Origin of the sequence: Aliidongia dinghuensis, from assembly GCF_014643535.1 — a bacterium.
Lineage (GTDB): Bacteria > Pseudomonadota > Alphaproteobacteria > ATCC43930 > CGMCC-115725 > Aliidongia > Aliidongia dinghuensis.
Genome location: NZ_BMJQ01000002.1, coordinates 267924 through 281202, shown reverse-complemented (window position 1 = coordinate 281202; position 13279 = coordinate 267924). Strand labels below are relative to the sequence as shown.

11 protein-coding genes are annotated in these 13279 nt (G+C 68.5%); 1 reads left to right on the top strand and 10 read right to left on the bottom strand.

Features of this window, described 5'->3' with window-relative positions; translation table 11 throughout:
• Positions 1 to 60: 60 nt before the first annotated feature.
• The 10 genes from IEY58_RS04685 to puuE form a co-directional block, all read right to left on the bottom strand.
• Positions 61 to 1164, bottom strand: coding sequence for a nucleoside hydrolase (locus tag IEY58_RS04685; protein WP_189043002.1), 1104 nt, complete (start codon positions 1162 to 1164; stop codon positions 61 to 63).
• A 79-nt stretch (positions 1165 to 1243) separates the two neighbouring features.
• Positions 1244 to 3571, bottom strand: a complete 2328-nt coding sequence (locus tag IEY58_RS04680; protein ID WP_189043000.1) for a TonB-dependent receptor — start codon at positions 3569 to 3571, stop codon at positions 1244 to 1246.
• A gap of 531 nt (positions 3572 to 4102) precedes the next feature.
• Positions 4103 to 5254, bottom strand: coding sequence for a cysteine desulfurase family protein (locus IEY58_RS04675; RefSeq protein ID WP_189042996.1), 1152 nt, complete (start codon positions 5252 to 5254; stop codon positions 4103 to 4105).
• 13 nt (positions 5255 to 5267) lie between these two features.
• Positions 5268 to 5738 (bottom strand): nucleoside deaminase, encoded by a 471-nt coding sequence (locus tag IEY58_RS04670; protein WP_189042994.1) that lies wholly within the window; start codon positions 5736 to 5738, stop codon positions 5268 to 5270.
• Positions 5735 to 6568, bottom strand: coding sequence for a xanthine dehydrogenase accessory protein XdhC (gene xdhC, locus IEY58_RS04665; protein ID WP_189042992.1), 834 nt, complete (start codon positions 6566 to 6568; stop codon positions 5735 to 5737). The genes IEY58_RS04670 and xdhC overlap by 4 nt, the downstream gene beginning before the upstream one ends.
• Entirely contained in the window at positions 6565 to 8886 is a 2322-nt protein-coding gene (xdhB, locus tag IEY58_RS04660) for a xanthine dehydrogenase molybdopterin binding subunit (RefSeq protein WP_189042990.1), read from the bottom strand. Before xdhB ends, xdhC begins: the two co-directional genes overlap by 4 nt.
• Positions 8883 to 10334 carry a xanthine dehydrogenase small subunit gene (xdhA, locus tag IEY58_RS04655; protein ID WP_308422388.1) on the bottom strand — a complete coding sequence of 484 codons (1452 nt, stop codon included), beginning with the start codon at positions 10332 to 10334 and terminating at the stop codon, positions 8883 to 8885. The genes xdhB and xdhA overlap by 4 nt, the downstream gene beginning before the upstream one ends.
• Positions 10334 to 10690, bottom strand: coding sequence for a hydroxyisourate hydrolase (uraH, locus tag IEY58_RS04650; RefSeq protein WP_189043523.1), 357 nt, complete (start codon positions 10688 to 10690; stop codon positions 10334 to 10336). Before uraH ends, xdhA begins: the two co-directional genes overlap by 1 nt.
• Entirely contained in the window at positions 10687 to 11199 is a 513-nt protein-coding gene (uraD, locus tag IEY58_RS04645; RefSeq protein WP_189042988.1) for a 2-oxo-4-hydroxy-4-carboxy-5-ureidoimidazoline decarboxylase, read from the bottom strand. The genes uraH and uraD overlap by 4 nt, the downstream gene beginning before the upstream one ends.
• Positions 11196 to 12107 carry an allantoinase PuuE gene (puuE, locus tag IEY58_RS04640; protein ID WP_189043515.1) on the bottom strand — a complete coding sequence of 304 codons (912 nt, stop codon included), beginning with the start codon at positions 12105 to 12107 and terminating at the stop codon, positions 11196 to 11198. The genes uraD and puuE overlap by 4 nt, the downstream gene beginning before the upstream one ends.
• A gap of 187 nt (positions 12108 to 12294) precedes the next feature.
• On the opposite strand from puuE, the gene IEY58_RS04635 reads away from it, so the two are divergent.
• On the top strand, positions 12295 to 13275 hold the full coding sequence (locus tag IEY58_RS04635; RefSeq protein WP_189042986.1) for a LysR family transcriptional regulator: 981 nt from the start codon (positions 12295 to 12297) through the stop codon (positions 13273 to 13275).
• Positions 13276 to 13279 lie beyond the last annotated feature (4 nt).

Genomic DNA, 13279 nt, shown 5'->3' with positions numbered 1-13279 from the left:
CAGGGATGCCGGGCGGAGTCCCCTCTCCCGCTCTCGCGGGCGAGGGGACATGAGCGCCCCCTACTTCCCCTTCACCGGAAACTGCGCCGCCTTGACGAAGGCGTCGTAGAAGCGGTCGAAATCGACGCTCTCGACGATCGTGACCTTGCGCTCGCCCTGGTGCGGCCGGGTCGCCTCGGGCCAGACATGGGCTTGGCCGTAATGCATGCCGTGCTCGAGGTCGATGTCCATGTAGGCGTCGACCGTCTTGGTCACGAGGCTCGGGTCGACCGTGACGGCGGCCGTGAGCTCGTCCCACATCGGCAGCTTCTGCGCATATTTCGCCAGGAACTCGGTCACCGGTGTCTTGACCGCGGCCATGCGCTGTGTGAGTTCCGGCGTCATCATGGTCTGGTTCGTGACATTGCCGACCGACACGATCTTCGCCCAGGGCGCCGTCAGCACGATATGGGCCGCCTCGGGGTCGAACAGGATGTTGAAGTCGGAATAGAAGTCGGCGTCACCGGTCACCTGCAGCGGGTTGTTGCCGACGAGGCCGCCCATGAACACCAGCTCCTTGGCGAGCGAGGCGAATTCCGGATCGAGCCGGATCGCGAGCGCCAAGTTGGTGAGCGGCCCACTCTCGAGGATCGTGACCTGGTGCGGGTGTTCACGCACCTGCTGGATCAGGAACTCGGCGGCCGTGCCGGGGGCCGGCTTGGTCGTGGGATTGCCCGACGGATTGTCCGGGACGAGATAGGGATCGTCCGGATGGAAATTCTCGCCCGGCTTCGGGTCGTTCCAGGCGCCTTTCCACGGGATTTTGCCGTAGGCCTGTTCCCAGGCGCGCATGCGTTCGACCGAATTGACCAGCGGAAACACCGCGCCTTGCACGACCGGAATGTCGGTGCGCTTGGCGATCTCGAGAAAGCGCAGCAGATGCGCCGTCTCCTCGGGCTCCCAGCCGTCGCCGCTCACGACCGTGAAGCCCAGCACCCGGACCGCCGGGTTGCCGAGCAGCATGACGGCCGGCTGGATGTCTGGACCGCCCGGCCCCACGAAATCATTGTCGTGGATGACGAGCATCGGCTGGTCGGCCCGGGCCGGCACCAGACCGACGAGCCCCATGCTGACGAACGACAAGGCAAGGAAGGCAAGCGCCGTCCGCCGCGCAAAGAACCTCATGATGTCTCTAGCTCTCGAATGGCAGCGGCGCGTAGGGTTCGAGCCGCCTCGGGCTCGAACCCCACTGCCGCACCCGCAATCAGAAGCGGTAACGAACCTCGACGCCGTAAGTCCGCGGATCGTTGACGAAACCGGTCAGGTTGTCGAAGTCGATGGCGCCCGTGACCTTCACATTGTCGAGGATGTTGTGCACGTAGGCCGCGAACTCGAGCCCGCGATCGCGATCGACATAGCCGACGCGCAGGCCGCCCAGGAGCAGCGACTGGCCGGTGAATTCCTTCGACTGGTAGAGGAAGAAATTCTCCGTGCTGCGATAGGACCAGTCGGTCAGCACATAGACCTCGTTGTTCCGGTTCAACGGGATGCTGTAGCGCGCCGTGCCATCCAGCACCCAGCGCGGCGCGTTGGGCAGCGGGTTGTGGTTGATCTTGACGTTGCCGGTCACCGGATCGATGGGGCTCGTGACCGTGCAGGCGCTGCAGGGTGAGACCTCCAGGCTCGAATCCTGGATCTGCGTGAAGTTGTAGCTGCCGCTCGCGGTCAAGAGCCACTGCTCGGTCGGCTTGAACTCGAACTCGGCCTCGAAGCCCTCGCCGATGGCGCTCTTGGCGTTCAGGAGGTTGGTGCCCTGGGTCGAACCGCCGATCGCGGCAAGCTGCAGGTTGTCCGTGTTCCAGGCATAGGCGGTCAGGTTCAGGTTCGCCCGGTGCTGGAGCAGGTTCGACTTGAGGCCGATTTCATAGGAGGTCGTGGTCTCGGCCTTGGCGACCGAGAGCGGCGCCGGGCCGGAGAAACCGTCGAACTCCACATTGCGGCCATCGAGCGCCGGCGCCAGATAGCCGGTCGCGATCCGGCCGTAGACGTTCATGTCGGGCGTGACCGAATAGGTCGCACTCAGGTCGAACGTCGTGTCGGAGCTGTTGGTATGGAGCGTCGGCTTCAGCGGATTGAAGCAACCGATGAAGCAGCCGACGTTGTAGTCCTTGGAATCCGTGCTGAAACGGATGCCGGCGCCGAGCTTCAGGTCGTCCGTGACCTTGTAGGTCGCGGAGTCGAACACGCCGAACGACTCGGTGCCCTGGGTCTGGTTCATCGAGACCGCGGTCGAGCCATCGGTATTGTAGGAGAACGAATCGACCCGGAGATATTCGTGGAAATAGAAGAAGCCACCCTGGTTGAAGAACGGACCGTCGCCGTTCGTCTGCAGGCGTACTTCCTGGGTGAACTGGTCGAGACCCGGAATGGAATCGCTCGTCTCGTCCGAGAAGAGGTTCGAGCCGGGGCTGAGGAACGGCGAGCCGACGGCCGCGCTGAAATTGCCGCCGTCGATGTCGCCGCGGCTCCGCACGCTGCCGTGCTCATAGGCGCTGACCGAGGTCAGTGTCACCGGGCCGAAGTCGTTGTTGACAGTGAGGTGCGTGCCCCAGGTGCCGAGGTTCTGGTAGTTGTCGCCGTCGAAATCGACCCGGTCGACGCGGAAGCCGTCGACCAGCTTGTTGGTGCCGGGCTGGATGATATTGGCGCGGAACAGGCGGGCCGTGCCGTCGAGCGCGCGGCCGTCCACTTCGAGGAGCGCGTCGAGCGTGTCGGTCGGCTTGTAGAGCAGCTGCAGCCGGGCCGCCGTATCGGTATAGCCCTCGAGATCCCGGTGATAGGGCGTGTTCGGATTGACGTTGTGCACCCAGTCGTCGCGCCGCTCTTCGAGCACGGAGGCGCGGAAGTCGAGGATGTTCGGCACGATGGCGCCGCCGACGGCACCACTGAAATTGACCGTGTTCCAGTTGCCGTAGCTGAGGTCAACATAGCCGCTGTAATCGTCGTTCGGCTTCCTCGTGTCGATCTTGACCACGCCGGCCGGCGTGTTGCGACCGAACAGCGTGCCCTGCGGCCCGCGCAGCACTTCGACGTCCTGCACGTCGAACACCGGGAACGCCTTCAGGATCGGGTTTTCCAGCACCACGTCGTCGCTGACGACCGAGACCGGCTGCTGCGCGTTGTAGGTGAAGTCCGGATTGCCGAGGCCGCGGATATAGAAGCGCGGATAGGTTCGGCCGAACGAGGATTCGACGTTAAGGCTGGGCACGCGGGCGGCGAGGAAACGGATATCGTCGCCGCTCGACGTCAAGTTGTCGACCGTCTGCGCATCGAGCGACGTCACCGCCAGCGGCACGTCCTTCTCATATTCCGGCTTGTGCTGAGCGGTCACGACGATCTGCTCGAGCGCCGGGGCAGCCGCCTGCGCACCCGCCTGTGTCCCGGCCTGAGCCGTCGCATCCTGCGCCCGTGCCGTGCCCGCCAGTCCCACAACCCCCGACAGCCCAGCTGCCAGCGCCAGGGCCGACACGCTGCAGGCGCTCAGCAGCCCCGTCCAGCGGACCGTCGCCGGCCCGTGCCTAAAACCCCTCATCACCAGTCCCCCGTCTTTGAATATTCAAGCAGCGCGCAGCACGGGCCCCCGACCTCTCCGGATCGCAAGACCGCAGCACTTCGCCAATTTCAGCAATTTCCCCAAAGCGCAGCTTTCACTGCCCGTTTTCTCGACCCTTCATTTCCCAGAACTGCGCGACGCGCAGTAACCACCCCGACAGTTTTTTTGTTTCATCGCAACGTTCACAAATCGGTAGCAGGATCCGTGCCAGACGGCGAGCCGGAATGAACCCGCGCCGCGATGCCGTCATCCCCCTGTAACCGGCGCACCACAGTCGCGCCAAAGTCGCAGCAGACTTGAGCGATTCCGGTCAGGGGCGGCCGTCCGACGCCCTGCCCGATCGGGTGCGACGCCGTACGCGTTTCGGCAACGATTGGCGGATCTTTGCGCCCGGTGCCGCCCCACTATTCGCGCTTGGTCAATTCAACGGCAGGCTGCCCGCCGATCTGCCCCAATCGGGCCGCGTTGCCGTTCCGGCAACAGCGGAAGCCGGAACGGGCACGCGACCGTTCAGGCCAGCGCCGCGGCCGCCCGCGCAATCGCCGCAACGGCGCGGTCGATTTCGGCCCCGGTCGTGAACCGGCCGAGCCCGAGCCTGAGCGTCGCCTGCGCCGCGACGGGATCGAGGCCGAGCGCCGTCAGGACCGGCGACGGCAGCCCCGACTCGGCCTGGCAGGCTGCCCCGCTCGACAGCGCCAGCTCGGGCAGCGCCTCCATGAGCTCCGTCGCGTCGATGCCCGGAAAGGTCAGGCTGAGCAGGCCTGGGGCCACATGTGCCGGATCGCCGTTGCGGCGCAAGCCGGGCACGGCCCGGCTCAGCCCCTGCCAGAGCCGCTGGGTCAAGCGGCCGACCTCCGCCGTCTCCGTCGGCAGCGCCGCCGCGGCAAGCGCGGCTGCCTGGCCGAAGCCGACGATCAAGGGCGTCGGCAGCGTGCCGGGCCTCAAGCCCCGCTCCTGCCCGCCGCCCTCCATGAGCGGCTTGAGGTCGCTTGCCGTCGCCGAGCGGACATAGAGCGCGCCCACGCCCGGCGGGCCATAGAGCTTGTGGGCGCTCACGCTCGCGAGATCGAGCTCAAGCGCGTCCACGTCGAGCGGCATGCGCCCCGCCGCCTGGGCCGCATCGCTGTGGAAGAGGATGCCGCGCGCCCGGCACAGCGTGCCGATTGGACCAAGCGGCTGGATCACGCCGATCTCGTTGTTCACCGCCATGACCGAGACCAGCACCGTATCGGGGCGGAGCTCGCGGGCGAGCCGGTCGGGGTCGACGCGGCCGCCGGCGTCGACCGGCAGCACGGTGACGGACCAGCCCTCGCGGGCGAGTGCCTCCAGCGGCTCCAGCACCGAGGCATGCTCGGTCGCGACGGTGACGATGTGCCGGCCGCGCGCGGCGCGCGCCCGGGCGACGCCCTTGAGCGCCAGATTGTTCGCCTCGGTCGCCCCCGAGGTGAACAGGATCTCCGCCGGGCGGGCCGCGATCAGCGCCGCCACCTCGGCCCGGGCTCGCTCGATCGCCGCCGCCGCAGCCCGGCCGGGCGCATGGTTCCGGTTGTGCGGATTGGCGGCCGTTGCCGAAAAAAACGGCAGCATGGCGTCGACCACGCGCGGATCGCACGGCGTAGTCGCCGGATAGTCGAGATAGACCGGCGTCGTCGCTCCGGACATCGCCTTGGACCTGCTAGTAGGGGATCTTGTCCGCCTTGGCCGACCAGGCCGCGAAGGCGGCCTCGGCCTCGTCGGGCAAGAGCTGGACCGTCGGGATCCGGCGCGCGCCCAGCGGCTGCGCGATCTCGTCATAGAGGAACGCGTCGTCGAAGCCGATCCGCGCCGCATCGGCACGGCCGTTGCCGTAATGGATGCGGTCGAGCCGGGCCCAATAGATCGCCGCCAGGCACATCGGGCACGGCTCGCAGCTCGTATAGATCTCGCAGCCGGCAAGGTTGAAATCATGCAGCGCCGCGCAGGCGTTGCGGATCGCCACGATCTCGGCATGGGCGGTCGGGTCGTGCGACGAGGTCACGCGATTGGCGCCCTCGGCGATGATGCGGCCGTCCTTGACGATGACCGCGCCGAACGGGCCGCCCACGCCGGCACGAACCTGCTCGACCGAGAGTGCTATGGCCCGGCGCATGAAGATTTCCGCACTCACCCGAATATTCCTCCGTTCGACGCCGTTGCGGCGCCCTTTTCCGCCGGCGCCAGCCGGACGGCCTGATCGGTCTGCAGGATCTGCGCTGCGACCGCGATGGCGATTTCCGCCGGATGCTTGCCGCCGGCGCCCGGCACGCCGATCGGGCAGACGAGCCGGCGGATCGTGTCGAGCCCATGGCCGCGCAGCGCCAGCCGCTTGACGAAGCGGGCTCGTTTCGTAGCCGAACCGATCAGCCCGACCGTCGCGAAATCGGTCCGCTTCAACGCCGCGTCGACCAGCTCGAGGTCGAGCTGGTGGCTGTGGGTCATGATCAGCACTTGGGCGCCGGCCGGCAGCCGCTCGACCTCATGGACCGGGAGCGCCGAGACCAGCATCTCGACATTGCCGGGCACGTCAGGCGGGAATTCGGCCGCGCGCGGGTCGATCCAGAGAACGCGGCACGGCAGGGTGCCCAGCACATGGGCGAGCGCGCGACCGACATGGCCGGCGCCGAACAGCGCCACCACGAGCCCGGGCGGCAGCACCGGCTCGAACAGCAGGCCCGCCGCCCCGCCGCAGCATTGACCGAGCGCCGGCCCGAGCGGGAATTCCTTGAGCACCGGGCCAGCACTGCCGACGGTCGGATCCGCCAGCAGCGCGCGGGCGATCTCGAGCGCGCGGAATTCGAGATGGCCGCCGCCGATCGTGCCATAGAGCCCGTCAGCCGTGACCACCATCTTGCAGCCGGCCTCGCGCGGCGTCGAACCGTTGGCCGTGACGACGGTCACCAGCACCGCCGACTCGCGTCGGGTCTTGAGACGGGCAAGCGCGTCGATCCAGTCGGTCATTTCGCCGCCACCGGTTCAACCGCCGCCGCATGGACATGCTCGATCGCGAGCAGCACGCGCTCTGGCGTCGCGGGCGCATCGAAACGGGGCGAGACACCCGGCCCGACCGCCGCCGCGACCGCGTCCTTGAGGGCCTGGAACACCGCGATGCCGAGCATGAGCGGCGGCTCGCCGACCGCCTTGGAGCGATAGATCGCGTCTTCCCGGTTGTCGCCGCGATAGAGCGCCACGCGGAAGTCGCGCGGCGCATCGGACGCGGTCGGGATCTTGTAGGTCGACGGGGCATGGGTCGTGAGCCGGCCTTGCGCGTCCCACGCAAGCTCCTCGGTCGTAAGCCACCCCATGCCCTGGATGAAGCCGCCCTCGACCTGGCCCAGATCGATCGCCGGATTGAGCGAACGGCCGCAGTCGTGCAGCAGATCGGCGCGCAGCACCTTTGATTCACCGGTCAGCACGTCGATCGCCACCTCGGCAACCGCAGCGCCATAGGCGAAATAGAAGAACGGCCGGCCCTGATGCGTCGCTTCGTTCCAGTCGAGCCGCGGCGTCCGGTAGAAGCCGGTCGACGACAGCTGGACCCGCGCCAGATGGGCCGCCTTTGCCAGTTCTGCGAAGCTGATGCTCTGCCCGCCACCGCTGACCCGGCCCTCGCGGAACGTGATCTCTTCCGCCGGCACGCCGAAGCGCTGGGCCGCGACTTCGGCCATCCGGTCCCTGATTGTCAGCGCCGCGGCCTCCGCCGCCTTGCCGTTGAGGTCGGCGCCGGACGAGGCTGCCGTCGGCGAGGTGTTCGGCACCTTGCCGGTCGAGGTCGCGGTCAGCTTCACCCGCTCGAGCGGCACGCCCAGCGTCTCGGCCACGACCTGGGCGACCTTGATGTAGAGGCCCTGCCCCATCTCGGTGCCGCCGTGGTTCAAGAGCACGCTGCCGTCGGTATAGACATGGACGAGCGCGCCCGCCTGGTTGAGGTGCTTCGCCGTGAACGAGATGCCGAACTTCACCGGCGTCAGCGCCAGGCCTTTCTTGAGCCAGCGGCTCGACCGGTTGAACGCATCGACCGCGGCCCGCCGGGCATCGTAATCGGCGCTCGCCACCAGTTCCGCAACCAGGTCCGGAATGATGTTGTCCTCGACCACCATGCCGTAGGGCGTCACGTTGCGGTCGGTCGTGCCATAGAAATTGCGCCGGCGCACCGCTAGCGGGTCGAGGCCCAGGTGGCGGGCGATCTCGTCCATGACATACTCGATCGCCATCATGCCCTGCGGCCCGCCGAAGCCGCGGAACGCTGTATTCGACACCGTGTGCGTCTTGCAGCGGTGGGACGTGATCGTGACATGCTCCAGGAAGTAGCAATTGTCGGCGTGGAACATGGCGCGGTCGTTGATCGAGCCCGACAGGTCCGGCGACATGCCGCAGCGGGACGCGAGCGTGAATTCGACGCCGTCGATCCGGCCGTCGTCCGCGAAGCCCACGTCATAGTCGATCAGGAAATCGTGCCGCTTGCCGGTCAGCTCCATGTCGTCGTCGCGGTCGAGCCTGAGCTTGACCGGCCGGCCGGTCTTGCGCGCCAGCAAGGCCGCGACGCAGGCGACAATCGCGGCCTGGGTCTCCTTGCCGCCGAAGCCGCCGCCCATGCGCCGGACCTCGGTCGTGACCGCGTGGTCCGGCAGGCCCAGCACCTTCGCGACCAGGTGCTGCACCTCGGTCGGATGCTGGGTCGAGCTCAGCACCAGCATGTCGCCGTCCTCGCCCGGCACGGCCATCGCGACCTGGCCTTCCAGATAGAAATGATCCTGGCCGCCGACCGCGAAGCGGCCGCTCAAGCGATGTGGCGCCTGGGCGAGCGCCGCCGCCGCATCGCCGCGCCGCAGCACCCTGGTCGGCAGCACAAAGCTGCCTGCCGCAAGGGCCGCCTCAACCGTCAGCGCTGCCGGCAGGTCCTCGTAATCGACGCGCGCGAGCCGGGCGGCGCGGCGGGCCTCAAAGACGCTCTCGGCCGCGACCGCGAAGATCGACTGGCCGTGATATTCGACGAGCCCATCGGCGAACACCGGGTCGCCCGGCAGCACCGGGCCGATGTCGTTCGACGCCGGCAAGTCTTCCGCAGCCATGACCGCGACAACGCCGGGCGCGGCGCGGACTGCATCGAGGTTGAGCCCCAGGATGCGGGCATGGGCGCGCGTGCTGAGGCCGATCGCGGCATGGAGCAGGTCGCGCGGCTCCGGCAGATCGTCGACGTAGCGCGCCGTGCCGCGCACATGCTTGTCGGCGCTGTCGTGGGCGACCGGGCGATGAACGGTCTCGGGGATGGCACTCATGGCTGGGCCTCCGCGAGCGCCAGCACATCGATCGATCCGGTACCGCTCGTCTCGAGCTGGAACTTGCGCAACAGGTTCGCCGCAACACGGGCTCGATAGTCGGCGCTCGCCCGCATGTCGCTGAGCGGTGAGAAATCGAGCGCCAGCGCCGGCAGCGCCGCCGCAACGGCCGCCTCGGTCCAGGGTTGGCCGAGGAGCGCCTGCTCCGCCTGCCGCGCGCGTGCCGGGACGGCCGCCATACCGCCGAACGCGAGCCGGATGTCGGCGACGCGGCCGTCGTCGAGCGTCACCGCGAAGCCGCCGCATACGGCCGAGATATCCTGGTCGAACCGTTTCGAGATCTTGTAGGCGCGGAACCGGGTCGTGGGTCCCGCACCTGGCACGCGGATGCGCGCCAGGAACTCGCCCGCGGCCAGCGCCGTCTGGCGATATCCCAAGAAGAAATCCTCGATCGGCAATTCCCGCTCGACCGAGCCCCGGCGCAGCACCAGGACGGCGCCGAGCGCGATCAGGGCCGGCAGGCTGTCGCCGATCGGCGAGCCGTTGGCGATATTGCCGCCGATCGTGCCGGCATTGCGCACCTGGGTCGAGCCGAGCCGGCGCAGCAGCCCATCCATTTCTGGATGGCGCTGCGTCAAGATCGGCATCGCGTCGGTATAGGTCGCGGCCGCGCCGATCGTGATGCCGGCGGCATCGACCGCGATGTCCGCGAGCCCCGCGACCCGGCCCAGGTAGATCACGGTGTCGAGCCGGCGCAGTTGCTTCGTCACCCACAAACCGACATCGGTGCCGCCGGCAAGCAAGGTCGCATCTGGATGGGCCAGCACGAGCTCCGCGAGCGCATTGAGGTCGGTGGGTGCCAAGAAGCGGCGGCCGTCCTGCTCGATCGCAAGCGTCTCGGCGGGCTCGAGCGCCGCCAGCTGTGCCACGCTCGCGACCGGCCGGGGCTCGCACCGGTCGGCCGCGGCGCAGGCGCGCTCGGCGGCGGCCACGATCGGCCGGTAGCCGGTACAGCGACAGAGATTGCCGGCGAGCGCCTCCTCGATCTCGGCCCGCGTGGGCCGGCCACCTTGGCGCCACAACGCATAGAGCGCCATGACGAAGCCGGGCGTACAGAAGCCGCATTGCGAGCCGTGGCAGTCGACCAGCGCCTGCTGGACCGGATGGGCCGGGCCATCGGCGGTGGCCAGGCTCTCGACCGTCACCAGCTCTTTGCCGTCGACGGCACCCATGAACAGGATGCAGGCATTGACCGCCCGATAGCGCACGGTGCCGTCAACGGGCTCGCCCAGCACGACGGTGCAGGCGCCGCAATCGCCCTCGGCGCAGCCCTCCTTGGTGCCTGAGCGCCGTTCGAGGCCGCGCAGATAGTCGAGCACAGTCAGCGTCGGGTCGAAGCCGCCCAAGGTCCGGACCGTGCCGTCGATGAGGAAGCGGATCCGATCCATCAGCTGCCCCGGTAGGTCGTGTAGCCGTAGCGCGCCAGGATCAGCGGCACGTGATAGTTCTGCGCGGGGTCGCCGACACGGAAGCGGATCGGCACTTGGTCGTAGAACAGCGCGTCTGCCGCCATGCCGTTCGCCTTCTGATAGGCGCCGGCCTCGAACAGGATCTCGTAGAGACCGGGCACCAGGTCGGCGCCGGCAAGCAGCGCCCCGTCGCCGCGGCCGTCCGCGTTGGTCCGGCCGCTCGCCAGCCAGGTCCGCTCCGGCCCGTCGAGACGGAACAGTTGATAGACCAGGCCCGCCGCCGGCCGGCCGAGGCTGGTGTCGAGCGCATGGATGGTGAGGCGTCCGCTGCTCATGACGCCGCTCCCGATTCGGCCAGCGCTTCCAGCCGGAACCGTGCGATCTTGGCGACCTCGGCGAGCGCGGTCGCGATCTCGGTTGCCCGGTCATGCTCGGCGCGGGTTTCGAGCGCGCCCAGGATCACCCGCCGGTCGCGCTGCGCCTTGACCGCGATGATGAACGGGAAGCCGAAGCGCGCGCGATAGCGGGCGTTCGCCTGGTCGAACCGGGCGACCTCCGCCTGGTCGAGCCGATCGAGGCCGAGGCTCGCCTGCTCACCGGCCGAGGCCGCCGTGAGGCCGCCCGAGCGGGCGAGCTTGCCGGCCAGTTCCGGATGGGCCTCGATCAGCGCCAATTGCTGGGCGGGCTCGGCCGCCATGACGGCTGCGACCATGGCGCGGTGCAGCCCGTCCAGGCTGCCGAACGGCCGCCGGTCTACGACCGCCTCGGCGACCCAGGGCGAATGCTCGAAAATGCCGCCGAGCCGGTCCAGGAACTCCGCCCGCGGGAGCGCGTCGAAATTCATGGTGCCGCCTCCGCATAAGGATGCTCGGCGATCCAGTGCCGCGCGATGTCGACCCGCCGGCACACCCAGACGTCCTTGTGGGCGCGGACATGTTGCAGGAACCGGCGCAGGCCCTGGATGCGGCCCGGCCGGCCGATGAGCCTTGTGTGGAGGCCGACCGACATCATCCGCCCGCCTTCGGCATAGAGCGCGTCGAACGCGTCGCGGGCGTAGGTGAAGAAATCCTGGCCCTGGTTGAAGCCCTGGGCCGTGCCGAACTTCATGTCGTTGACATCGAGCGTATAGGGCACGACCAGATGCGGCCGGCCGGCCTCGACGACCCAGTAAGGCAGATCGTCGTTATAGGCATCGGCGTCGTAGAGGAAACCGCCGTGCTCGACCACCAGCCGACGGGTGTTGGGGCTGAGCCGGCCGGTGTACCAGCCGAGGGGCGCCGCGCCTGCGAGCCGGGTCAGCGTCTCGACCGCGAGGCGGATATGCTCGCGCTCGATCTCTTCCGGCACATGCTGGTAGTCGATCCAGCGCCAGCCATGGCTCGCGATTTCGTGGTCGGCCGCGAGGATCGCGGCAGCCGCGTCCGGATGGCGTTCGAGCGCCATGGCGACCGCGAACACGGTGACCGGCACGTCGAATTCCTGGAACAGCCGCATCAGCCGCCAGAAGCCGGCACGGCTGCCGTATTCGTAGATCGATTCGACCTGCAGGTTGCGTGCGCCCTGGATCGCCGGCGCGCCGACCACCTCCTGCAGGTAGGTCTCGGCATGGGCGTCGCCGTGCAGGATCGAAGCTTCGCCGCCTTCCTCGTAGTTCATGACGATCTGCACGGCCACCCGCGCACCGTTCGGCCAGCGCGGATCGGGCGGGTTGGCGCCGTAGCCGACGAGATCGCGCGGGTAGTCGCCGCTCATCGGCCGCACCCCCGAGCTCCTGAAAACTGCTGCATAAATCCCCATCGGACAGAGTCGCCCATTTCCTCAAGCGTCGGCCCGGAACGCACGAGCGACAAGCAGTATTTGGCGAGCGGCGCGAGCGCAAAATGGCATCAATTACAAGCCGTCGCTGTCAAAGAGAGAGCATTGGCAGTACCCTTGCTGCATGACCTCGGAAATCAACCGCCCCCGCCCTTCCCCGCGCAAGCCCGCGCTGACGCGCGATCAGCTGGCGCGGGCACTCTATGGGCCGGCGCTCTATTATTTCGCGGCCGTGTGCGAGACGCTGTCGATCCGCGCCGCCGCCCGCCAGCTCAACATCGCCTCATCCGCGGTCAACCGGCAGATCCTGCAGCTGGAGGAGACGATCGGCGGCCCGCTGTTCGAGCGGCAGGGCCGGACGCTGCGCCTCCTGCCGATGGGCGAGGTGCTGGCGCGCCACGCGCGCATGACCTTGGGCGACCTGGAGGCGACCGCCGCCGACATGGACGCGATCCAGGGCCTGCGCCGCGGGCTGGTGCGCGTCGCCTCCGTCGAGAGCATCGCGAGCGACCTCCTGCCGGCGGTCGTCGCCGAATTTGCCCGGCGCTTCCCGCTGATCCATGTCGCGGTCACGGTCGAATCCTCGAGCCGGGTAACCGATCTGGTCGCGCGCGGCGACGTCGAGATCGGCTTCACGTTCAATCCACCGAAACAGGCGCATCTGAGCGTCGCCTTCGCCCGCGACCTGGCGATCGGCGCGGTCGTGGCGCGCGACCATCCGCTGGCCGCCCGCCCGCAGCTGGCGCTCGCCGACTGTCTCGATTATCCGCTGGTGCTGCCGGCCAAGGGCCTGTCGATCCGCGACGCGCTCGAAAGCGCCTTCGCCGCCAACGGCCTGGCGCCGCGCAGCTTCGTCGAGGCCAACCTGCTGCGCTTCATGACCTCGCTGGCGCTGCAGGGCCAGTTCGTCGCGTTCCAGACACGCTTCGGCATCGCCCGCCAGCTGGCCGACGGCAGCCTGATCTTCATCCCGCTCGCCGCCGCCGGCCTGCCGGCCGACCGGCTGGCGCTCGTCACCCGCACCGATCCGACGCTGCGGCTCGCCCCGGCGATCTTCTTCGACGTGAGCCGCCAGGTGCTGGGCGAGCTGCTGCCCCAGGCGTGACGCC